Origin of the sequence: Aeromonas sp. R9-2, from assembly GCF_040908025.1 — a bacterium.
GTDB classification, from domain to species: domain Bacteria; phylum Pseudomonadota; class Gammaproteobacteria; order Enterobacterales; family Aeromonadaceae; genus Aeromonas; species Aeromonas veronii.
In genome coordinates, this window is sequence record NZ_JBFOCX010000034.1 from 222,857 (window position 1) to 244,362 (window position 21,506).

A 21,506-nucleotide genomic window follows, 5' to 3' on the forward strand; every position below is an offset into this window, starting at 1 on the left:
GGTCAGTGACCGCTTACTGGCACATCACCCGACCAGCCAGCGGGCCCCGGCTTGGCGGCCTCCAGCTGCACCAGACTGATGGTGCGCTCCCAGAATCCCCCCTCGCAATAGGCAAAGTAGAAGTGCCACAACCGGATGAAATCCTGGCTGTAACCGAGCTTGGGCAGCTCGGGCGCCAACGCCAGAAACCGCTCGCACCAGTGAGCCAGGGTGCGGGCATAGTGATGGCCGTGATCGTGCAACCGCACCAGCTGCATGTCGGTCTCCCGCGCCAGCAACCCCGCCATCTGGGAGACGCTCGGCAAGCAGCCACCGGGGAAGATGTAGCGCTGGATGAAATCGACTCCGCGCAGATATTGGGCGTGGCGCTGATCGGCGATGGTGATGGCCTGAATGAGCAGGCGGCCACCGGGCTTGAGCAGCCGTGACAACTGGCGGAAATAGTCGGGCAGGAAGGCGTGCCCCACCGCCTCGATCATTTCGATGGAGACCAGCTTGTCATAGGTGCCTTCCAGCTTGCGGTAATCCTCCAGCAGCAAGGTGATGCGATCCCCCAGCCCCTCCCGCGCAATCCACTCCTTGGCATAGTCATGCTGGGCCCGGGAGATAGTCGTGGTGGTCACCCGGCAGCCATAGTGGCGGGCGGCATAGACGGCGAGGCCACCCCAGCCGGTGCCGATCTCCAGCAGATGATCGTCAGGCCCCAGCTCCAGCCGCTCGCAGATGGTGTGCAACTTGGCTTGCTGACCCTCTTCCAAAGTGGCCTCGGCGCTCGGGTAGATGGCGCTCGAGTACTGCATATGGCTGTCGAGAAAGCCCTGATAGAGGGTATTGCCGAGATCGTAGTGGGCGGCGATGTTGGAGCGCGAACCGGTCAGGGTATTGCGGTTGAGCCAGTGGCGCACCTTGTTGAAGGGGAAGCTGAGCCAGCCGAGGCGCCGTTCGAGGGAGTCGAGCAGGGTCAGATTGCGGGCCAGCAGCCGCACCAGCGCCACCGGATCCGGGCTGGTCCAGAGTACCTCCACCCAGGTTTCTCCGGCGGCAATGCTGCCCCCCAACAACAGGCGACGATAGAAGGCAGGATCCAGCACCACCAGTTCGGCATGCAGATCGGTACCCGCGACGCCAAAGCTGTGGCGCTCACCGCCATCCCGCAGCAGCAGCTGGCCATGTTCGAGGCGACCCAGCAGATTGAGCAGCAGTTGCCTTGCCCCCTTGTCGATGAAAGAGGCAGAGAGGGTTGATTGAGCAAGTTCCATTAGCGGCTCTCCGGATGGGTAAATATCGGGGTTCGTTTGATAAATAGACGCAGGGCCTGCCAGTAGATCCCGAGCAGCACCTTCATGGTCATCCAGGGCCAGCGGGCCAGCAGGGCCACCAGCCCCTTGCGCGACAAGGGTTCGCGAGTGAGCGCCAGGGTTGCGTCAAACAGTTTGGCTTCACCGGATACGGGATGACTCTCGATGTGGATCAGTGTCTCCTGTGCGGGCGGCCTGATCCGCCAGTGATAACGCATCGCCAGCCCCATAAAGGGGGAGACGTGAAAATCCTTGTCATGGGGTGCCAGCGCCGCCAAATCCAGCAGGTAGTAGTGACGCTCGTTCCAGGGGGTGTTCGACACCTCTGCCAGCAGATAGCGCGCCTCGCCCTGCCGGTAGCAGAAGTAGAAGTTGACCGGGCTGAAGTAGAACCCCAGACAGCGCACATTGCCGAGAAGCAGTACCCGCCCCTCGGGCTCGGCATCTCCACCCAGTTCGCCCACCTTCTGCCACACCGCCTGCTTGAGGCTCCCCTCACTCCCCTTGAGATAGTCATGGCTGTGAAACGAGAGCAGCCCCGAACGCTCAACTCCGAACCAGCGCCCCTGATCGAGCTGCGGCAGCTCGTCGAGATCCAGTCCCAGCATAAAAAGGCTGTAGGAGAAGGCGTGAGCCCGCGGTGCGAAACGGCGGTGGCGTACCGAGCCCTGCCAGATGGCGCTGGTGACGCCAGCCAGTTCGTCGGCACCCTCATGTTCCGTGGCCACGGTGGCGCCGTTCATAGCTCGGCTCCGAAGCGCCTGGCGACATCCAGCGCGCTGCGCACCCCATCCTCATGGAAGCCGTTGTACCAGTAGGCGCCGCAGAAGTGGGTGTGCTGCTGGCCGCAGATCTCCGCACGCCGCTGCTGGGCGGCGATGGAGGCCTGATTGAACACTGGATGGTGGTAGACGAAGCGGCGCAGTACCTTGCTCTCATCCACCTTGCCCTTGGGGTTGAGGCTGACGCAGAAGGGCTCCGGCGAGTTCACCCCCTGCAGGATGTTCATGTTGTAGCTCACCAGCGGCCGCGCCTCGTCATTACCATCGAGCTGATAGTTCCAGCTGGCCCATGCCTTGCGGCGGGTGGGCAGGCAGCGCGCATCGGTATGGAGCCAGACATCATTGGCCTGATAGGGCATGTCGCCGAGAATAGCCTGCTCCCGCTCGCCGGGGTCCGCCAGCAGCGCCAACGCCTGATCGCTGTGGCAGGCGAAGATCACCTCGTCAAACCGCTCCTCGCCGTAACTGCTCTGGATCACCACGCCATCCGCGTCACGCCGTACGCTCTGCACCGGACAGGCGAGGCGGATCTGCGACAGCCAACCCGCGGTAAGGGGGCCGATATATTCCCGCGAGCCACCCGGGATCACATACCACTGGGGGCGATTGGCCACATCCAGCAGGCCGTGGTTGGCAAAAAAGCGCAGGAAGAAGCCAAGGGGGAAGGCGCGCATATCGGCCAGGGTCGATGACCAGATTGCCGCCCCCATCGGCAAGATGTAGTGGCGAGCGAAGTAGTCGCTAAACTCCCCCGCCAACAAAAAATCCCCCAGAGTCAGCTCGGGACCAGCCCCCTGATGCTGACCATCCGCCAGCCAGGCCCGCGCCTCCCGGTTGAATCGCAAGATCTCGGCGACGAAGCCGTAGAAACGGGGGCTCAACAGATTGCTGCGCTGGGCAAACAGGGTGTCGAGATTGTGACCGTTATACTCCAGCCCCTCTGGACTTTTCACCGAGAAGCTCATCTCGGCCGGTTGCCGTGCCATGCCGATCCGTGCCAGCAACTTCAAGAAGTTGGGGTAGGTGCGATCGTTGAAGACGATAAAACCGGTGTCGATGGCATAGCTGCGGCCAGCCTGATTCACATCGACAGTGGCGGTGTGACCGCCCAGGGTCGGCGCCGCCTCAAACAGGGTAATGTCATGGAGTTTGTGGAGCAGAAAACCGGCGGTGAGCCCCGAGATCCCTGAACCGACGATGGCGATCTTTTTCTTCATGAATGGCTTCCTTTCGATACGAGTGCGCGGCCAAGGCGCAGCCAGAGCCCCACCGGCAGCGCACCAAGCAGGCGCAGCAACCAGATGAAACGGCGGGGAAAGTGGATCTGGTGACGACCAGCGGTCAGCCCGTCCATGATGGCGCGGGAGGCCTGCTCCACCGTCACCAGACAGGGCATGGGAAAATCATTTTTGGCGGTCAGCGGCGTCTGGACAAAGCCGGGGCGGATCAGGGTCACCCCAATCCCTTTGCTGGCCAAATCGAGGCGCAAGGTATCCGCCAGATAGTCGAGGGCCGCCTTGGAGGCGCCATAGGCCTCGGCTCGCGGCAGCGGCAGCCAGCTCACCGACGAGCTGACGATGGCTAGCCGTGACCCAGCCCCGAGCAACGGCAAGAAGGCGGCCAAAGCATGGCCGGTAGCGGTCAGATTGGTCTCAATCACTCGGGCAAACAGCTCGCTGTCAAACCCCTCCGCCACATCCATGTATTCGCAGTTGCCTGCGTTGAGGATCAGCAGATCGAGGGATGGCAGCATGGCGGCCACCCCGCTCATTGCGGCCAGATCCCGGGCATCGAACTGCAGCGGTGTGACGCCATCCAGCCCCAGCGCCTGCAGCCGTTCGCCATCGCGGCCACAACCCCACACCTGCCAGCCTGCCCGCCGGTAATCCAGCGCCAACTGGCGACCGATGCCGGAGGTCGCCCCTGTGATCAGCACCCGGCCGCTCATGCGCCAAGCCTCATCTTGATGGTGCGCACCACGGGCCCGAGCAGCGGCAACTGCTCGTAGAGCATGGCGCCCAGGTCAAAATAGTCCCTGTGCTGGCACACCTTGCCCGCCTCGTCGAATTCGAGGCGGGTGGCCCCCTCCACCGTCACCGGCTCACCACCACGCAATCTGGGGTGCGAGAAGGTCATGGTCCAGCCGAGCCAGGCCTGAGGCCCTTGCTGCTGCTGACTGGTGATGACGAAGCGGCAGTAGGCGAGGCGCTGATAGAGGGCGGCAAAATAGTCGCCAAGGGCCGCCAGCCCCTCAATGCGGTGAGCCGGGTCGGTAAAGACCACCTGTTCGGCATAGACCTCGGGCAAGCGGTGCAACTGCTGTTTGTCCAGTTGCTGATAGAGGCCAATAAAGCGGGCCAGCGGCTCGTTCATCCTATTTCTCCAGAGAGCGAAACATCTCGATGGCTCTCACCCGGGCAACGGCGTGATCCACCATGGGTGCCGGATAATCCTGTCGCCCCTTGAGTCGCAGCCAGTCGTGGGGCTGATGCACATAAGCGGCGGGAATATCGGCCAGTTCAGTTACCCAGGTACGGATAAACTCCCCTTGTGGATCAAATCGTTGCCCCTGAGTGGTGGGGTTGAAGACCCGAAAATAGGGCGCCGCATCGGCGCCGGTGCCCGCCGCCCACTGCCAGCCGCCGTTGTTGGCCGCCAGATCCCCATCGATGAGCCGACTCATGAAGTAATCCTCCCCGAGCCGCCAGTGGATATGGAGATCCTTGGTGAGAAAACTCGCCACGATCATCCGCAGCCGGTTGTGCATCCAGCCGGTGGCGTTGAGACAGCGCATCGCCGCATCGACGATGGGGTAGCCAGTGCGCCCCTCGCACCAGGCGGCGAAGGCATCCGGATCCCAACTCCACGGCAAGTCCGCCGTCTCGGGCTTGAAGGGGCGATTCATGGAGAGGGTCGGGATCAGTACCAGCAGGTGGCGATAGAACTCGCGCCAGATGAGCTCATTGAGCCAGACAAAGCCGGGCTGGGCTTTCGACTGGGGTCGATAGCCCAGCCGCTGCTGGAGCGCCGCCACGCACTGACGCGGGCTGATGATGCCCGCCGCCAGATAGGGGGAGAGCACGGACGTGCCTGCGATGGCAGGAAAATCCCGGGTCTCGCCATAGTCGAGCACCGCCTGCTCCAGAAAATCGTTCAAACGGCGCCGGGCTTCCGCCTCCCCCACCAGCCAGCGTGGATCAGGCGTCAGCTCGCCGAGCGCTGCATCAACCCACTCCCGCTCGGCCAGCGGCTGCCACGGCAACGACTCGCCACGCGGTGTCGGCGCCCGATGAATGACAAACCCCTCTTCATCGAGGGCCTTGAGCCAGGCTCGGCTGAAGGGGGTGAACACCTTGAACATCTCACCCGAGCCGGTCAGCACCCGCCCAGGCGGCAATACGCAACAGCCGTTGAACCAGTGACAGCTCACCGCCTGCTCAGCCAGCGCGGCGCTGACGGCATGGTCGCGACGCTGCTCATCGATCTCGATAGCCTGATTGGCATAGAGCTGGGTCACACCCTGCTCGCGGCAGAGGTTTGCCAACGCAGCGGGCACCTCGGCAAAGGTCTCCACTCGCAGCAGATGGAGCGGGATGCCGAGCGCCGCCAGCTCGCGGCCCAACTCATCCACCTGCGCCAACATAAAGCGCTGACGGATGGGGGCCATTTTGTGCTGCCGCCACTGGGTAGGAGAGATGATAAAGAGCGCGGCGACCGGTCCATCACCGGCGCAGGCATGCCGCAGCGCCGGGTTGTCGGCAAGGCGCAGATCGTTGCGAAACCAGACCAGTTTCATGATTTTTTCCTCCCGCGTCCGCTGGCGCCAGCCGCAGCAGGTGCGTTCGCCATCAGCTCGGCAAGGCTCGCCTGCCAGCCGTGTGCTTTCAGCCACTCATCGTCGTAGAGGCGCCCCAGCTCGCCAAACAGGCGCGTGCCTGCGGGCCACTCGGCGGCCAGCTCCTGTTTGCCAAGCCCTGCCCCCAGCAATACCAGCCAGGGGGTAACGGCACGCCCCTCCAGCAAGCTGGCATGGCGCGGCTCGACCGCCCCCAGCAGTTGCACCTCATAACCCTGACCGATCAACTCGTAGGCGGCCCAGACCAGATCGAGGGGGCCGACTTGCCCCCAACTCGCCAGCGTGATCGGCACGCCCTTCTCCTGCTCGATCAGGTGGCGGGCGAAGCGGGTGTGGAGCCAGCCCAGCCACACCTGTTGCAGCAGCTCGCCATCGGGCCGTTCACGCCACAGCCCCAGCAGCCGCTCCACCAGCGGTTGCAGTACCCGGCTGCGCACCAGCTCGAACGGGTAGCTCGCCAGCAGGTCGTTAAGCTCGGACTCCGCCTTGCGCTGGTTGAAGGCAAGCAGCGCCTGACTGAACTGCTCCAGGGTTTGCTGCCAGTGATCGCTCACCGGCTCAGAATGGGGTTCGCTCAGGAGCCCCTTCACCTGCCCGATACTCACTCCCCGCTCCAGCCAGCTCAGGATCTCGCCGATCTGGCGAATATCCTGCTCGCTGTAGAGGCGGTGGCCCTTTTCGGTGCGGGCCGGTTGCACCAGACCGTAGCGGCGCTGCCAGGCACGCAGGGTCACGGCGTTGACGCCGGTGAGACGGGAGACCTCGCGAATGGGGTAGATCCCCTCATCAGCGAGAGGAGCAACTTCTTGCGATAAATCAGACATGACAACGTCCATCAAACAGAGGGGTAAGGCTCCCCGGCGCAAACCATGCGCCGGGGCAACAGAGCGGGTTCAGAGCCCGTAACGCAATTTGAGCGTATCGGGGTGCGGATTGAGATAAACCTGCTCGGCGAGATAGGGATTGGGGTACTCGCGCAGGTAGTGGCGGATCAGGGTGAGCGGCACCAGCAAAGGGAAGATGCCGGTGCGGTACTTGTCGATGGTATCGGCAAGCTCCTGCTTCTGGGCCGGGGTCAGCACCCGCTTGAAGTAGCCCTGCAGGTGCATCAGCACATTGGTGTGGCTGCGACGGTTGGCCCGCAGGGTCAGCGCGGTCATCAATCCCTTGATGTAGTTTTCGGCCACCTCCTGCAAATTGGTGGACTTGCCCAGATTGCCAAGCAGCTTGCCGAGCGCCCGGTAGTGGGTGGTGGCGTGGGAGAGCACCAGATACTTGTAGCGAGAGTGGAAGCGGATCAGCGCAGAGGCAGTGATGCCGCGGGCGCAGAGTTGCTGCCAGTCGTGGTAGGCGAAGACCCGCAGCACGAAATTCTCCCGCAGGATGGGGTCGCACAGGCGACCATCCTCTTCCACCGGCAACAGGGGGTTGGCCTCCATCAACGCCTTGGCAAAGAGGCCAATCCCCTCCTTGGCGCTCCCCTCGTTGTTGGCACCATAGACCTTGACCCGCTCCATACCGCAGCTGGGTGATTTGGCACAGAGGATATAACCGGAGATAAAGTCGAGCTGGCGCGCTTTCTGCTCGCTAAAGGCAATCAGCTTTTCGGTGACATCGAAGCTACCGTTGCTCGCCTCGGCGCGGATCTCGCCGTGACGCTTGACCAACCGGATGGCGGCACGGGGCGCACCGAGGCCAATGGCCATCTCGGGACAGACGGGGTGATAGTCAAAGTGAGCGCCAAGATCCCGTTCGCAGAAGCTGGAGCGCTTGTGGCCCCCATCGAAACGTACCTCTTGTCCCAGCAGGCAGGCACTGATACCGACTTTAATCTTGTACATGATGGCGCTCCTTGTATAAGCATTGATTCAGTTATAGCAGTTATACAAAAAAATGAAAGTTGTATAACTATTGCCGACTGATACGACACAAGGAGAAAAAAGAGATCACTGGAAAACGAAAAAACCCATGGCGAACGCCATGGGTAAAAATCAAGACACTACGGACTACTGGAAGGAGGATTAGAAGCTGTACTTCACACCCAGGCTGGAGATGGAACCTTTTTGCAGATCCCAGTTGCGATAGGTGTAATCGGCAGTCAGCGCCCAGTTCTGGTTGAGCTTGTAGGCACCACCCACCTTGAAGTCGTGCATATCGTCGGTCATGTTGGCGTAGCGGTAGGCAGTGGAGAGCTCGACATTGCCGATGTCGTAGCGCAGGCCCACTTCACCGTACATGCTGCCGCTATCTTTGCGAGCAACAGCATCCCACCCTTTGTTAGCGATATCGCTGGCAAGTTCACGCTCCAGCATGTAGCCGGTCACACCGGTTTCACCGTAGAGGTTCAGACCCGTGCTGAGCGGGGTAAATACACCGACACCAATGCTGGAGATCGACATGCTGTCGTTGCCGTTGCTGCGAGAGGTGTATTCAGTGCTGCCGCGACCATAGAAATTGGAGCCGAAGCTCTTGGAGAGATCCAGGCTCAGACCGCCAAAATCACGGGTTCCTTTGCTGTCATTGCTGAAGGTACCGTTGAGATAGTCGGATTTGGTGTGCGCCCAGGTGGCGGAACCCTTGGCGTAGCTGAAGGCATCCTGCGCCATGACGGAAGTAGAGGCAAACCCGGCCAGAACCAGAAGAGAGACAGTTGCTTTTTTCATGATGATAACTCCATGTGATTGGGCCCGTTGCTAGCGAGCTGGTATGGAGTCATTGTGCGATCAGGTTCCCGACTTGCCGAGCTGCAAGCTGTTGCAGAACCATGTCAGATGTAAGCAGATATTGCAGGGGGTGTCAGCGGCAACAAGTTGCCGGCCCACACGGTTTGCATGGGCCGGAACAACGCCAAATCAGCGGAAGACCACCTCGTCAATTTCGACACGCACCAGCGGCTGACCGGTCAATCCGGCAGGACGGGGGATCTCGAGGGCCAGCGACGGACGGGCTTGCCCCTTGCGCAGATAGGTCTCCGGCAGACGATTCTCGGCAACCCAGAAGCGGGCCTCCTGACGGCTCAGCTGCACCCCGTCAGCACTGAACAGGGTCACCATGCCACGTACCCCGACCACATTGCGGGTGCCGGTATTGCTCACCATAAAGGTCAGCAGCAGCGGGTCAGATCCCTCGATCTTGTCCAGCTTGACCACCACACCGTCACGCGCCATCTGGGCAAGCAGTTCCGGATTGGCCTTGGCCTGATCGGTCAGCACCGGAGCAGCGACGGCCACCACGGCCCCAGCCTTCCCATCAGCAGTCACGCCCTGCACGGACTCGGCCGGTTTGACTACCAGATACTCCCAGGTGAAGTCGTCGTTGAGCTGAACCTGCCGACCATCGGGCAGCGTCACCTGAGAAAGAGGGGAAGCCTGCGCCAGTACGGGGGAGAGGCACAGGGCAATCAGCAGACGGGAGAAGGGTTTCATTGGGCGAAGCTCGGTAACGGGTGAAAGGGCGACAGTATAAACAGTCCCGTCGCCCCTTGCCTATGACAGCACTCACGTTCTGGCACCCGCATCGCTTGCCCGCAGGCTAGATGGCGAGATCGTGCCGCTCTTTCTGTGCCATATCCAGGGTCACCAGATCGAACTTACTCCCCTTGAGGGCGGACAAAATATCCGATTGCATATCAAAGGCCTGCGCACGCTGATGCTCGGGCAGACGCACCCGGGCCAGGGTGGTGGAGCAGTCACACAAGGTATGGAAAAAGACCTGTGCCTCGTCCAGCCCCATGTCGGCCAGCATCTGCTCTGCCTGATCCACCATTCGCAGATAACGCTGCTCAAGCTGCCGTGGATTGGTGAAGCGATTGCTGAGGCAACCATTGCTCCCCTTGCCCCAACGACCGAGCTGACGCTTGTTGAAGCCGTAACGATAATCGCGGCGCATCAATCCGTTGTCGGCAAAAAACCAGATAGAGTTGGCAGGCAGAGACCCAAACTGAGCAAGATAATCATCACGCTCCTCCACCGCTGCCGGAACCAGCAACGGCAGATGAGTCCACTCCGGACGAGTCTGCACATACTCACCAATGCGGCGAACCGGGTCGATCAGCCCTTCAATATTTGGCAGGCGATCGCAAAAGACGATCTCGTCACTCTTGATGACCCAGTGATCGATGCCATAACGCTGGCAATAACGGCGGGCTCGGGCCACTTCGCTGCGACTACGAGTCGGATTATCGAGGGTAATTGCGTGGATTTTCACACCGGCAGCGCGGCACAGCTCGATGCTGTAGCAGGATTCCAACCGTCCCGAAAAAGAGACAACCAGCTCGTCAAAACTTGCCAGTCGCTCAATCAGCAGCTGTTCCCTGGCTTGAAAAGAGTGATCATATCCCTGATTCAGTACAACTACATTGGCACCCATTAAACAGCTCCGGATGATGAACAGGTGCAGTATTGTGCGGCAAACAAACTGAATAGACCCTTAAAGAGTCTGGTTAAAATTAAAACTTGATGATTATTTCCTGTGATTCTGCTGCTAAATCTTCATTTTGGGCGTCATAAATTCGTAATCTTGCCTGATGAACCTGATGGGCTCGCAAGAAACCCTGCGCCTGCTCCAGCGAAGTGAAGGTGAGGCGTCCTCCCTCGCTGTCGGTCAGGCAGAGGCACTCCCCTTCTGCCTCAACACAGAGCTGATAACCGCTGCCATCCTTGCAGGCGATGATCAGGGTCGCCTCGGGATAGTGACTGAGCCAATTGCGAAACCGGCCATGCTCCATAGTGCTCCTACAGGGGCATCACCCCTTACCGGTGGCAGGCAAACAGCCCAGCTCACCCAGTTGCTGACGACAACTCGCCGCATCGGTAAAGACGATCCCCCTGATACCGAGGGCCTCGGCGGCCGCAATGTTGGCGGGACTGTCATCGATGAAGAGACACTCTGCCGGTTTCAGATCGAACGACACCAGCAGATAGCGATAGATATCCGGCTCCGGCTTCATCATCCGCACCCGCGCCGAGACCACCTTGCCGCTGAAGAAGCGCCAGAAATCCTGATGCTGCTCCAGCCAGTCGATGCTGGCATGACCCATGTTGGATAGGGCATACAGAGTGTGCCCCGCCCCGTGCAGCTCGGCTATCAGGGTTAGCATAGCGGGATCTGGCAGCAGGGAGGCGGGAACTGCCTGTAAAATGGTCAGATTCTGTGCCGCAGAGAGGCCGGTACGCGCTTGCGCTTCCCGGGCCATGGTGTGGAGCGACATGGTGCCTCTGTCTACCTCCAGCCAATCCGGGTGGTTAAAGAGCTGCTCGGCCAACTGTTCGGCCCCTTGCGGACCACGCACGGAACGCACTATGCCTACCGGATCCCAGCTCACCACCACCCGTCCCAGATCGAAAATAATCGCCATCGTCTTTACCTCCCCCACTGGGTTTCAGTCATCAAAACAGAGTCAATAGAACATCGCTTATACGCCATTTTCTTAACCGGATACCCTGCCCCCATCCCTGCCCGCGGGCAAGTTTTACTTGCATCAAACCGGCAAATCCCTTAATGGTTATGACGTTACTTCAAGGACACACCTATGCACGCACCATTCTTCTTTGCTTTCTCGTTTATCCGGCCCGCTTGAGGGAAGGCCTGTCGTCGTGTGAACAGAAAGCAAAGACGCATCGAGCCTCCCCTAGCGGAGGCTTTTTTTTGCATTAATATCAATCGATTACTTGGATAGGGAACAATCATGGCAACGCTCGACGAGATCAGACAAGACATCACCCGGTTGGATCAGGAGCTGCTTGCCCTGCTGGCGAAACGCAAGACCCTCAGCATCGAGGTCGCCCGTGCCAAGCAAGCCAACCCGCGCCCCATTCGTGACCACCAGCGGGAGCAGGAGCTGCTGGTCGCCCTGATCCAGAAAGGGCGTGTGCTGGGGTTGGATGCCCAGTACATCACTCGCATCTATCACACCATCATCGAAGACTCTGTGCTCTCCCAGCAGGCCTATCTGCAGAGCCTGCTCAACCCGGAGCAGCAGGAGCCGATGACCAGCGTCGCCTATCTGGGACCGCGCGGTTCCTACTCCAGCCTGGCCGCCCGCAAATATCTGGCGCGCTACAAGGATCAGGTGATCGAGGTGAACTGCCAGAACTTCCGCGAAGTGCTGGATGCGGTGGAGTCAGGCCGCGCCGCCTTCGGCGTGCTGCCCATCGAGAACACCAGCTCGGGCTCCATCAACGAAGTCTATGACGTGATGCAGCATACCAGCCTCTCCATCGTCGGCGAGCTCACCTACCCCATCGAGCACTGTATCCTCACCGCCGTACCGACCGAGCTGAGTCGCATCAAAACCTTCTATGCCCACCCGCAGGTGTTCCAGCAGTGCTCCCACTATCTGAGCAAGCTGGAAGGGGCGCGTCACGAGATCTGCGACTCCTCCTCCAGTGCCATGATGAAGGTGAAAGAACTGGCAAGCCCGGAGGCCGCCGCCATCGGCAGCGCCGCCGGTGGCGAACTGTATGGTCTGGATGTGCTGGCCGAGCAGCTTGCCAACCAGAAAGAGAACTACAGTCGCTTTATCGTGGTGGCGCGCAAGCCCATCGACGTGGCGCCGCAGATCCCGGCCAAGACCACCCTCATCATGTCCACCTCCCAGAAACCGGGCTCGCTGGTGGAGGCGCTGCTGGTACTGCGCAACCACGAGATCAACATGACCAAGCTCGAATCCCGTCCGGTGCAGGGCAACCCGTGGGAAGAGATGTTCTATCTGGATGTCTCCGCCAACCTGCAGACCCCGGCGATGCAGGCCGCACTGGTGGAGCTGACCAAGATCACCCGCTATATCAAGGTGCTTGGCTGCTACCCGAGCGAGGATGTGAAACCCACCGCAGTGCCGCCGGTGCTGATGGGGAGCTAACCAGCCCACAACGACAAAAGGCGAGCACCTTGCTCGCCTTTTGTTTTGATGCCGGTTTTCACGGCAAGCCCATCAACTCAGAACTGACCGGCCATCAGCTGGTTGATGTTGTAGAGGGCGCGGGTATCGAGCTCCATCTCGGTGGCATAGGTATTGCCACGCGGATAGGAGGCCACCACCCGGGCACCACGCACCACACCGGCGACCGACACATCCAGCGAGTTGGAGGTCTGGGTCAGGTCACGATAGCTGCTCTGGCCGCGCACCTGCTGACCATTGAGCTGCTCGGCCAGCTCACGATAGGCATCCATCTTGGAAGCGCGAATGGCTTGCAGCATCTTCTCCGACTGGGAGGGGCCAGGCTGGATGTCGATCACCGCATAGCCCACCGCCTTGAGCACCGGAAAATCATCGGGCTTGCCACCCTGGGTGTAATCCACCACCCGGTTACCGCTGCAACCGGTGAGCAAGAGTGCCAACAGGCAACCAAACAGGATCTTCATGACTCGCACCTCACGGGGTCAGGTTGACCAGATGACCGCCCGGCCGGGCCTGACTGTCACGCATCAGATAACCGCGATTGATCGATGCCCGGCCAAACGAGTTGTTGGCACCGAACAGATATTTTTGCGGGATCAGGCTCTGGGCAGTGGTCTCCACCATCTTGGTGCGCATGTCGATAACGCGGGCGTTGACCAGGATCCCCTTGCTATTGCGGCTGAAGGTGCCAACCAGAATGCGGGAGATCGGCAAACGGGAAGAGAGCTCCTTGTAGTTTCGGCTCAGCACGAAGTCCCCCTGTGGCGTCACCTTGATGCTACCGGTCAGCTTGAAGTCCACCACCACCTCGCCGCGGCGGTTGAGCTCGTAGATAAAGCTCTCCTCAATTTGCTGCCCCATCCAGTTGGTATCCTGCAGGGTGTCGAGATCGACGAAAGAGGCAACCGCGATGGGCTCGGTCAGGGTGGTCAGCGATTTTCGCTCCATCAGCTGATCGGTCATGCGCGCCACCAGCCAGTTGAGCTCCATCCCCTGCGCCGCCTGGCGGGGGTCACCCTGATCCCGATTGATAGGGTCGGAGCCGCACCCGGTCAATGCCAGGGCAAGCGCCAACGCCGTGATGAGTTTGTTCATGGATACCTTTCCTGTATCTGCACCTGACTTATTATCGGACGCGCCGGACAAAGCTTGAGCCGGGAATGAGGCATGATTCTTGCTTTTTAATGGACATCGTCAGCGCCAACGTGCGCTGCCACTTGGAACGTGTTGTGATCCATGTCGGCCAGCAGGCGCCATTTCCTCAAAATGGCGCGGCTGCCCGCCAACTCAAGGTATCTGCTATGAAATTACCGCTGCTGTTGACCCTGCTGCTGGCCAGCCTGAGCGCCCAAGCCGAGCTTATCGAAGCGCAGGGCAGCGCCGCCATTCTGGGGGGCGATGAGGTCTATGCCCGCGAGCAGGCGACCCGCGACGCCCTGCGTCAGGCGCTGCTGGCCAGCGGCGCGGCCGTTTCCAGCGTCCAGCGTCTGGAAAATGGCAGCCTGCGATCCGAGCAGATCCAGATCCGCTCCGGCGGCGACATTCGCCAGTACCGGCTCAAGCGGGAAGAGGTGCGCAACGGCCGCATGTATATCACGCTAGTGGCCGACATTCAGGCCGAGCGCCAGATCTGCCAGACCCAGCACTTCGCCAAGGATTTGACACTGGTGAGGCTGCGGATGCGCTATCCGGACCAAGCCAGCTACGGCGCCATGGACGACATGCCGGAAAACCTCTCGCGGCGGCTATTCGAAACTCTCGCCAATGCGCCGCAAGGGGTCGCGGTGCGCCAGTGGCTGGATGAAAACCTGCGCATCGATCCGCTCCATCTGCAACAGGGAGATCGCAGCGCCCTCGAGGAGATCAAGGCGCTCAGCCTGCGTACCGACAGCCAGTATCTGGTGCTCGGCAGCATCGACGATCTCTCCATAGAGCCGCAGGGCAACCAGCTGACCAGCTGGTATGAGGATCCCGTACGTAACTTTCGCATGCAGCTCTACCTGTTTGACGGCATCAATGGCAGCCTGGTCAACCGCAAGGTCTACGAAGGGCGCGCTACCTGGACCTTTGGCAAGCGGGAACAGGTGGGCAGCAGCAGCGGCCAGTTCTGGCAGTCAAGCTATGGCCAGGAGGTCAACTACCAGTTGCAGCAGGCGGCTCAGGATCTGGTAGCCCAGCTCACCTGTGCCCCGGTCACTGCAAGAGTGGTCGGTCAGAACGAGCGAGGTCCCTACATCAATCTGGGGCGGCGCAATGGTGTCAAACTCGGCGACCAGTTCCGCATCCAGCACAACGCTGACTTCATCGACCCATACGGCAAGTCGCGCATGATGCGCAACCCGGCCGACGGCCTGTTCGAAGTGGTGCAGGTATTCGACGATGGCGCCATCATCAGCAGCCAGAACAAATATTCGCCGTTTAACATCCAGAATGGGGATTTGGCAGTATTGGAATAAGAATCAAGGGTTTAAAAGGGAGTTGCTTCTTGTATAATGCCCGCCACAAAGCTCCCGTAGCTCAGCAGGATAGAGCGGTCCCCTCCTAAGGGACAGGCCACTGGTTCGACTCCAGTCGGGAGCGCCATATAAAACAAGGGGTTGGCATCATCATGATGCTAACCCCTTGGTCGTTTTTGGCGACAATGAATCCGACCATCCAACCGTAATTACCCTCTCCTTTCTGCGTTCAGAGCATGCGCTCTCTGATAGACTGCTTCTCTTCGGCTTGTCTGTGAGGCCAAGCCCTGTTTCATCTTGCAAAGGAGTGTTGGATGTCCGGATGTTCCTGGTGGGATAGATCCACCGGTTTTGCACTGCTGACCATTGTGCTGTGGGCTTCACTGGCGGCGCTGACGTCACGGGTCACCAGCGTGTCACCACTGGTGCTGGTCGGGCTGGTGCTGTTTTTCTGCGGGGTCGGGGCCTTGCCGTTCTGGCGCCAATGGCGCGCTCGCCCCATTACCTGGCTGGTGACGGTTACGGCATTGCTGCTCTACCATCTGCTGCTCTTTATGAGTTTTCGCCATGCCCCCGTGCTGGAGGCCAACCTCATCAACTACCTCTGGCCGCTCTGCATCATTCTGTTCACCCCGCTGTTGTTGCCCGGCCATCCACTCCATGCCCGTCACCTGCTGGCTGGCGCCTTTGGTCTGGCGGGTTCCATGCTGGTGATGGTCAATGGCGAGCTGCAACTGCAGCAGGCCTATCTGCCGGGATACCTGTTGGCGCTCGGTGCAGCTGTCGTCTGGGGAGCCTACTCGGTATTATCACGCCGTCTGCCGCCAGCCCCCGCCGTGGTCACTGCAGCAGCCTGTCTGCCCGCGGGTTTGCTGGCGCTGCTGCTTGCCCGTCTGCTGGAGGGGCCCCTGCCGCTCGCGCAGATCCCCACCAGTGACTGGTGGCTGATCATCGGGCTGGCGCTGGGCCCGATGGGGGCGGCCTTTGTGACCTGGTATCTGGCACTGCGAGACGGCGATCCACGCCGGATCGGTGCCCTTGCCTACCTGACACCGCTGCTGAGTACCTTGCTGCTGGTGTTGCTCAATGGAGAAACGCTGACATCGCGCCATCTGCTGGCCGGTGCACTTATTATGGGAGGCGCCCTGCTCGGTATGCTTGGCCAACGCAACAGCGCACTGGCATCCCCAGCCAGTTAAGCCGGCAAGATAGGGCTACCTGACCATGCTGTCATAAAAACGCCATCATCCCTGTTTAGGCTCTGGCCACGCTCCCCCATGGTCTGTGCTGACAGGAATTACCCCGTGAAAATCGCCCATTACGCCACCCTATCCTCCCTTGTTTTGTTACTGGTTGCGGGAGGACAGGCGCTGGCCCTCTACCACGGCTGGCAACAGCTTGCCCGTACCAATCAGGCCCAGCATCAGCACGAGACGCTGCAACAACTGGTGACGGTGAGCCTGCAAAACAGCCTGCGTGACTACCTCAACAGCGGCGATCCACAGCAACTGACCGCTGCGGAGAAGATCCGCCAGCAAGCGCTCTCCTCGCTGGCCGCTCAGGATGATGCCGTGGCGGCCCCGCTCAGGCAGCAACTCGAGCAGATGGCGCAGCGCATCGCGCACGACTATCAGGCCGCAGGCAAGCTCTCGGGCAACAGCCAGCTGCTGCTGCAAAATGCGGAGAGTGAACTGGGCAGCCAGGCCATGGCGCTGATCCGCTATGGGGAGCAAGGCTCCAGCACAGAACAATCTGCCGCGGCACAACAATATCGCCGCGGTGCGGCCGAGATCCTGGCGGGCCTGCCGCGCCTCGCCCATTTGCGCCAAAGCTATATGGAGCAGGGCAATGAAAAGCTGCTCGAAGGGATCCGCTTCGAGCTGGAGGCTCTGCAAAAACAGGCGCAAGAGCTGCAAGCCTTGCCGCTGATCGGTCTGTATGAAGAGGCGCCCGCCGATGAGTTCACGCTGGGGGAGCCGGTACGCAAGGAGCTGGGAGATCAACCACGCAGCGAATTACGCTCGCTGCTGGGCCGCTATCCACAGGAGCTGGCCAACAGCCGCACGGCGCTTCAGCAACAACAGGCTGGCCGCCAGACCGTGCAGCAAGACATCATGGCGATGTTGCAAGCGACCAGACAGATGGGGGAACAACTTGCCCGCGAACGGCAAGCCGTCAATCAGGAGCTGGCCACCATCCTCGGCACGCTGGCGCTCTGTCTGGTGATAGTCGCCCTGCTGTTTACGCTGGTGCAACGACGTTGGCTGCTCACCCCCTTGTTGCGACTGCGCGGAGCTTTTATGCAACTCGATCAGACGGGGCAGGCCGAGCCGTTGCCTACCGGGCGCGATCGCAACGAGCTGGCCGATATTGTTGCCAGCTACAATCGGCTGATCGGTCGTCTGCAACTGGACCAACAGCAAAAAGAGGGGCAGCTGTCAGCGGTATCCCTCAGTCTGCAAGGGATGGTCAGTCAGGTTGACGAGATCCACCACAGCACCCGCACCACCGAACAGGTGGTCGACGAGAGCGGTCAGATGATGGATGAGCTGAACCAGCTGGCCGGAGAGGTCCATCAGGTCGCCGCCGACATCGCCCAGCATGCCCACCATAACGAACAGGCGATGAGCCAGAGCGAAGATCTGGTAGGGAGCATGCTGCACGCCACTCATCAGACCGGACTGGCGATTGACGAGAGCGATGAGGCGCTGCAAGCCCTCACCCGCTCGGTTGCCGATGTGACGGCCATTGTCGATGTGATCGGTCATATCGCTCAGCAAACCAACTTGCTGGCCCTCAACGCCGCCATCGAAGCGGCCCGCGCAGGGGAACAGGGACGCGGTTTTGCCGTGGTTGCCGATGAAGTGCGCCACCTCTCGGCCAATACCCAGCAATCCCTCAACCAGATCACCGATATTCTGGGGCGCCTGACCCAATCCGGCGAACAACTTGGCACTGTACTGAACCGGATCACCAGCGAATCAAGCCGCCAGCGGGCGCAGGCGGAACAACTGCGCCAGACTACCCAGGCAGTGAGAGAGATCGCCCGCAACACCGCAGTGATCGCCCTGCAGGGGGCCGACAACGCCAAAAGTCAGGAACACAAACTGGCCAGTTTTGCCGATCTGATCGCCCGTATCCATCAGCATGCCCGTCAGGTGAGTCAACTCTCGGTGCAGGTCTCCTCCCATATCCACCATCAGGCGCAGCAGATCCCCCGCATCCTCGGCCAGCAAGGCTGAACCCTATTCGCCCCGCCTCCCCACCAGATCACTTTCCCTCAACCAGGGGGAAAGTTTTTTTGTGGCACAAAATTATCTGTTATCGGCAGGTTAACTGACACCTCTTCCCCCGTACCGGATGAAAACCCGCACTGGCGCTGGCTGCGGCCTCAAGAAAACGCTCTCATCACCGTAATACCTGCCATGAGGCTGTTTACGACCTTGCCCATGATTATTTGCACTCGGTCATACTTTTGAAACGTTGAGGGAACTTTTCATTGATATTTCGCACCGCGAACGTACTCTTGGGGTTGTCCGATAGCCAAGAATCGGAACATAAAAAAACAACATGTGATGATCAGGACTGCCAACTACAGATGTGCCAAGACATCCGGGTTTGCAGGTAGCCAAGACAAGATTTTTTGCCCTTCGGGGTTTTGATTGCAATGCCAATACCGAGCGGTAGGCCCGATGCCAACTGCCGGAAAAAAAAGCTAAGTCCATAAAATCAGGAGCAATAAAAATGGAAAAAGTGATCTTCAAGCGCGCCGCTTTGAGTGCCGCTGTGGTAGCCGCTCTGGTCGCCCCCGGTATGGCGTTGGCAGCTCAGGATATGATGAGCCCGGAATACGGCCAGTCCTATGAAACCTTCGTTAAAGACTCCAAACTGACCGGCGGTCTGTTCTACTTCCAGCGTGATCGTCAGCGCATCGATGGTGACCCGACTGCAGCCAAGAAAGAAGGCAAATACCAGTCCAACCTGAGCCATTCCACCGTTCAAGCCGCTCTTAACTTCAACTCCGGTTATGCCTGGGACACCGTAGGTCTGGATCTGGGCGGCTTCGGTGCCTATGACCTGGCCGTTACCGAAAATCACCCGGTCAACCAAGAAAACGAATTCTCCTTCGCTGGCCGTTCTTGGGGCAACAACGCCAAAGATGGCTCCCCTGAAGGTGGTTTCAGCCTCTCCAACGCAGCGATGAAGCTGAAATTCCTGGACGGCGGCATCACTGCCAAGGGTGGTTATACCCAGCTGTATGTCCCTGGCCAAATCGGTGTTAACTGGTCTTATCAGCCGGGTACCTATCGTGGTGGTCAAGTTGAAGGTAACTTCGGTGGCCTCTACCTGACCTACGCCATCGCTGACGAGTACAAGGCCCCCTGGTACAAAGAGACTCAGGTCTTCTCCCGTGCCAAAGCGTGGATGGATCCGTTCGCTGATGAAAACGTCATCGACTACATCCACGGTATTGCAGCCCGTTACACCTTCGAAAATGGCACTGCTGTGACCGGTTCTTTCGGTCAGTCCGAAGGCTACATGGACAGCTACCACTTCAAACTGGCTCACAAGTTTGACGTACTGGGCGGCCTCTCCACCAGCTACCAGTTCTACGGTTCCGAGACCGAGACCTACACCAAGGGCGCTTCCCAGATCGAGACTTATGACGGTCTGGCATGGCAACAAGCTCTGACAGCCGCCTGGGGCATGGGCCCGTACGGCTTCCGTCTGGAAGGTCTGTGGACCAAGGCTGAAGGTGCGGAAGGCAACTACCTGCCCCGTCTGACCCGTGGCTACGCCAACTCTCAGGGTGCCAACGAAATTTGGTGGGACTCCCGCTCTGACTGGAACGCCAACAACGAGAAAGCGCTGTTCTTCGGCGTGACCCGTTCTCTGGATGACCTGGTTGGTGCGCCTGGCTGGTCCGTCGGTGTATCCGGTGCTTACGGTTGGGATATCGAAACCGGTCAAGGCAAGAAAGCAGCCAACGGTGAAGATACCGAATGGGCAGCCAACTTCGATGTCACCTATACCGTGCAGGATGGCAAGCTGAAAGGCACCCTGTTCAAACTGCACTACACCGACTACAACAACGACATCAGCCAGGGCGGCGGTTGGACCGATTACCCCAACATCTTCGCCTCCGAGCACGACGTCAAGTTCCACATCATCATGCCGCTTACCTTCATGTAATCAGGCAATACGATGTCAGCAAACCGGGCCACTTGGCCCGGTTTTCTTTTTACCGGTTGGCAGGCTAACATGCGAACCGGATAAGGATTTTATCCGCTAACCAGCCCGCACGCTTTTGTCAGCAGTCACAAGGACGCCATCATGCCCCGTTTTGTTCTGATCACCGGTTGTTCCAGCGGTATTGGCCTCGCCGCCGCACAGGCGCTCGGGCAGCACGGTTTTACCGTGATCGCCTCGGCGCGCAAGGCGGAAGATGTGGCCCGTTTGCAGCAACAGGGATTGCTGGCAGTTCAGCTGGATCTGGCGGACCCTGCTTCCATCGAACTGGGGGCCAGTGCGGCGCTCCATCTGGCAGGCGGGCGCCTCTATGGCCTGTTCAACAATGGCGCTTATGGCCAACCCGGGGCGCTGGAAGATCTGCCCACCGAGGCGCTCAGGGAACAATTCAATACCAACCTGTTTGGCTGGCACCATCTGATCCGTCAGGTGCTGCCGCCGATGCTGGAAGCCAAAGAGGGGCGGATAGTGCAGAACAGCTCGGTTCTGGGACTGGTTGCCATGAAGTATCGCGGCGCCTACAACGCCAGCAAATTTGCGCTGGAAGGTTATAGCGACACTCTGCGCCTCGAACTGGCGGGTAGCGGGGTACATATCAGCCTGATTGAACCGGGCCCCATCGATACCCGTTTTCGTGCCAATGCCCGCAGCGCCTTCTTGCGGCACATCGATCCGGCCCAGAGCCGTCATCAGTCGGCCTACCGCCAAACCCTGACGCGGCTGGAAAAAGAGGGGGCCACCAGCGGCTTTACCCTCCCGAGCGAAGCCTGCATCCCGCCGCTGCTCCATGCGCTGACCCACGCCCATCCCAAAGCGCGCTATCCGGTGACCACGCCAACCCGGCTGTTTGCCTTCTTGCGACGGGTATTGCCCACTCGCTGGCTCGATAAACTGCTGGCCAAATCGGCCTGATCCCGTGATTGGCGACAAGCATCCTGCCGCCCAGTTTGAGTTAGCTGTATAGCG

General features: G+C 60.0%; 21 protein-coding genes, 1 tRNA gene and 1 other annotated feature. Of the genes, 7 read left to right on the top strand and 15 right to left on the bottom strand.

Annotated features, from left to right (window positions below; all coding sequences use genetic code 11):
• Window positions 1-2: 2 nt before the first annotated feature.
• The 13 genes from AB5Y71_RS19340 to AB5Y71_RS19400 all read right to left on the bottom strand — a co-directional run bounded on the left by AB5Y71_RS19340 (window position 3) and on the right by AB5Y71_RS19400 (window position 11,292).
• Window positions 3-1,259 carry a cyclopropane-fatty-acyl-phospholipid synthase family protein gene (locus AB5Y71_RS19340; RefSeq protein ID WP_236303373.1) on the bottom strand — a complete coding sequence of 419 codons (1,257 nt, stop codon included), beginning with the start codon at window positions 1,257-1,259 and terminating at the stop codon, window positions 3-5.
• Window positions 1,259-2,041 (bottom strand): DUF1365 domain-containing protein, encoded by a 783-nt coding sequence (locus AB5Y71_RS19345; RefSeq protein WP_368172247.1) that lies wholly within the window; start codon window positions 2,039-2,041, stop codon window positions 1,259-1,261. Before AB5Y71_RS19345 ends, AB5Y71_RS19340 begins: the two co-directional genes overlap by 1 nt.
• Entirely contained in the window at window positions 2,038-3,297 is a 1,260-nt protein-coding gene (locus AB5Y71_RS19350; RefSeq protein WP_201932758.1) for an NAD(P)/FAD-dependent oxidoreductase, read from the bottom strand. The genes AB5Y71_RS19345 and AB5Y71_RS19350 overlap by 4 nt, the downstream gene beginning before the upstream one ends.
• On the bottom strand, window positions 3,294-4,028 hold the full coding sequence (locus AB5Y71_RS19355; protein WP_213386707.1) for an SDR family NAD(P)-dependent oxidoreductase: 735 nt from the start codon (window positions 4,026-4,028) through the stop codon (window positions 3,294-3,296). The genes AB5Y71_RS19350 and AB5Y71_RS19355 overlap by 4 nt, the downstream gene beginning before the upstream one ends.
• Window positions 4,025-4,453 (bottom strand): nuclear transport factor 2 family protein, encoded by a 429-nt coding sequence (locus tag AB5Y71_RS19360; protein WP_043819061.1) that lies wholly within the window; start codon window positions 4,451-4,453, stop codon window positions 4,025-4,027. Before AB5Y71_RS19360 ends, AB5Y71_RS19355 begins: the two co-directional genes overlap by 4 nt.
• Window position 4,454: 1 nt before the next feature.
• Entirely contained in the window at window positions 4,455-5,876 is a 1,422-nt protein-coding gene (phrB, locus tag AB5Y71_RS19365) for a deoxyribodipyrimidine photo-lyase (RefSeq protein WP_368172248.1), read from the bottom strand.
• The gene (locus tag AB5Y71_RS19370) at window positions 5,873-6,760 is read right to left on the bottom strand and encodes a MerR family transcriptional regulator (protein ID WP_157161272.1); all 888 of its coding nucleotides are present in this window, start codon (window positions 6,758-6,760) and stop codon (window positions 5,873-5,875) included. Before AB5Y71_RS19370 ends, phrB begins: the two co-directional genes overlap by 4 nt.
• Before the next feature lie 69 nt (window positions 6,761-6,829).
• The gene (locus AB5Y71_RS19375) at window positions 6,830-7,777 is read right to left on the bottom strand and encodes a DUF523 and DUF1722 domain-containing protein (RefSeq protein WP_157161273.1); all 948 of its coding nucleotides are present in this window, start codon (window positions 7,775-7,777) and stop codon (window positions 6,830-6,832) included.
• A gap of 180 nt (window positions 7,778-7,957) precedes the next feature.
• Window positions 7,958-8,599, bottom strand: a complete 642-nt coding sequence (locus AB5Y71_RS19380) for an autotransporter (protein ID WP_005358569.1) — start codon at window positions 8,597-8,599, stop codon at window positions 7,958-7,960.
• 189 nt (window positions 8,600-8,788) lie between these two features.
• Complete coding sequence (locus tag AB5Y71_RS19385) at window positions 8,789-9,361, bottom strand: DUF3157 family protein (protein ID WP_213386704.1); 573 nt, start codon at window positions 9,359-9,361, stop codon at window positions 8,789-8,791.
• Window positions 9,362-9,467: 106 nt separating this feature from the next.
• Entirely contained in the window at window positions 9,468-10,304 is an 837-nt protein-coding gene (locus AB5Y71_RS19390) for a hypothetical protein (RefSeq protein WP_042080710.1), read from the bottom strand.
• 79 nt (window positions 10,305-10,383) lie between these two features.
• Window positions 10,384-10,662 (bottom strand): DUF6482 family protein, encoded by a 279-nt coding sequence (locus tag AB5Y71_RS19395; protein ID WP_368172249.1) that lies wholly within the window; start codon window positions 10,660-10,662, stop codon window positions 10,384-10,386.
• Between the two features lie 18 nt (window positions 10,663-10,680).
• Window positions 10,681-11,292, bottom strand: a complete 612-nt coding sequence (locus AB5Y71_RS19400; protein WP_236319370.1) for an HAD family phosphatase — start codon at window positions 11,290-11,292, stop codon at window positions 10,681-10,683.
• 170 nt (window positions 11,293-11,462) lie between these two features.
• Window positions 11,463-11,584 (top strand) — a sequence feature (Phe leader region).
• Window positions 11,585-11,622: 38 nt separating this feature from the next.
• Here AB5Y71_RS19400 and pheA point away from each other — a divergent pair.
• Window positions 11,623-12,795 (top strand): prephenate dehydratase, encoded by a 1,173-nt coding sequence (gene pheA, locus AB5Y71_RS19405; RefSeq protein WP_021230338.1) that lies wholly within the window; start codon window positions 11,623-11,625, stop codon window positions 12,793-12,795.
• Window positions 12,796-12,872: 77 nt separating this feature from the next.
• Here the strand turns inward: pheA and AB5Y71_RS19410 are convergent, their stop codons facing one another.
• Both AB5Y71_RS19410 and AB5Y71_RS19415 read right to left on the bottom strand, forming a co-directional pair.
• Window positions 12,873-13,298 carry an LPP20 family lipoprotein gene (locus AB5Y71_RS19410; RefSeq protein WP_005338717.1) on the bottom strand — a complete coding sequence of 142 codons (426 nt, stop codon included), beginning with the start codon at window positions 13,296-13,298 and terminating at the stop codon, window positions 12,873-12,875.
• 10 nt (window positions 13,299-13,308) lie between these two features.
• Window positions 13,309-13,929 carry a FlgO family outer membrane protein gene (locus AB5Y71_RS19415; protein WP_005338718.1) on the bottom strand — a complete coding sequence of 207 codons (621 nt, stop codon included), beginning with the start codon at window positions 13,927-13,929 and terminating at the stop codon, window positions 13,309-13,311.
• Between the two features lie 206 nt (window positions 13,930-14,135).
• On the opposite strand from AB5Y71_RS19415, the gene AB5Y71_RS19420 reads away from it, so the two are divergent.
• The 6 genes from AB5Y71_RS19420 to AB5Y71_RS19445 all read left to right on the top strand — a co-directional run bounded on the left by AB5Y71_RS19420 (window position 14,136) and on the right by AB5Y71_RS19445 (window position 21,452).
• Window positions 14,136-15,290, top strand: coding sequence for a flagellar assembly protein FlgT (locus AB5Y71_RS19420; protein WP_204478245.1), 1,155 nt, complete (start codon window positions 14,136-14,138; stop codon window positions 15,288-15,290).
• Window positions 15,291-15,340: 50 nt separating this feature from the next.
• Window positions 15,341-15,417, top strand: a tRNA-Arg gene (locus AB5Y71_RS19425).
• Window positions 15,418-15,604: 187 nt separating this feature from the next.
• Window positions 15,605-16,489: a DMT family transporter gene (locus tag AB5Y71_RS19430; protein ID WP_368172250.1), complete on the top strand. Its 885-nt coding sequence runs from the start codon at window positions 15,605-15,607 to the stop codon at window positions 16,487-16,489.
• Window positions 16,490-16,594: 105 nt separating this feature from the next.
• A complete protein-coding gene (locus tag AB5Y71_RS19435; protein ID WP_368172251.1) occupies window positions 16,595-18,532 on the top strand; it encodes a methyl-accepting chemotaxis protein in 1,938 nt (645 codons plus the stop codon).
• A 502-nt stretch (window positions 18,533-19,034) separates the two neighbouring features.
• A complete protein-coding gene (locus tag AB5Y71_RS19440; RefSeq protein WP_005338723.1) occupies window positions 19,035-20,483 on the top strand; it encodes an OprD family outer membrane porin in 1,449 nt (482 codons plus the stop codon).
• A 141-nt stretch (window positions 20,484-20,624) separates the two neighbouring features.
• Complete coding sequence (locus tag AB5Y71_RS19445; RefSeq protein ID WP_042054211.1) at window positions 20,625-21,452, top strand: SDR family oxidoreductase; 828 nt, start codon at window positions 20,625-20,627, stop codon at window positions 21,450-21,452.
• Window positions 21,453-21,506: the final 54 nt, after the last annotated feature.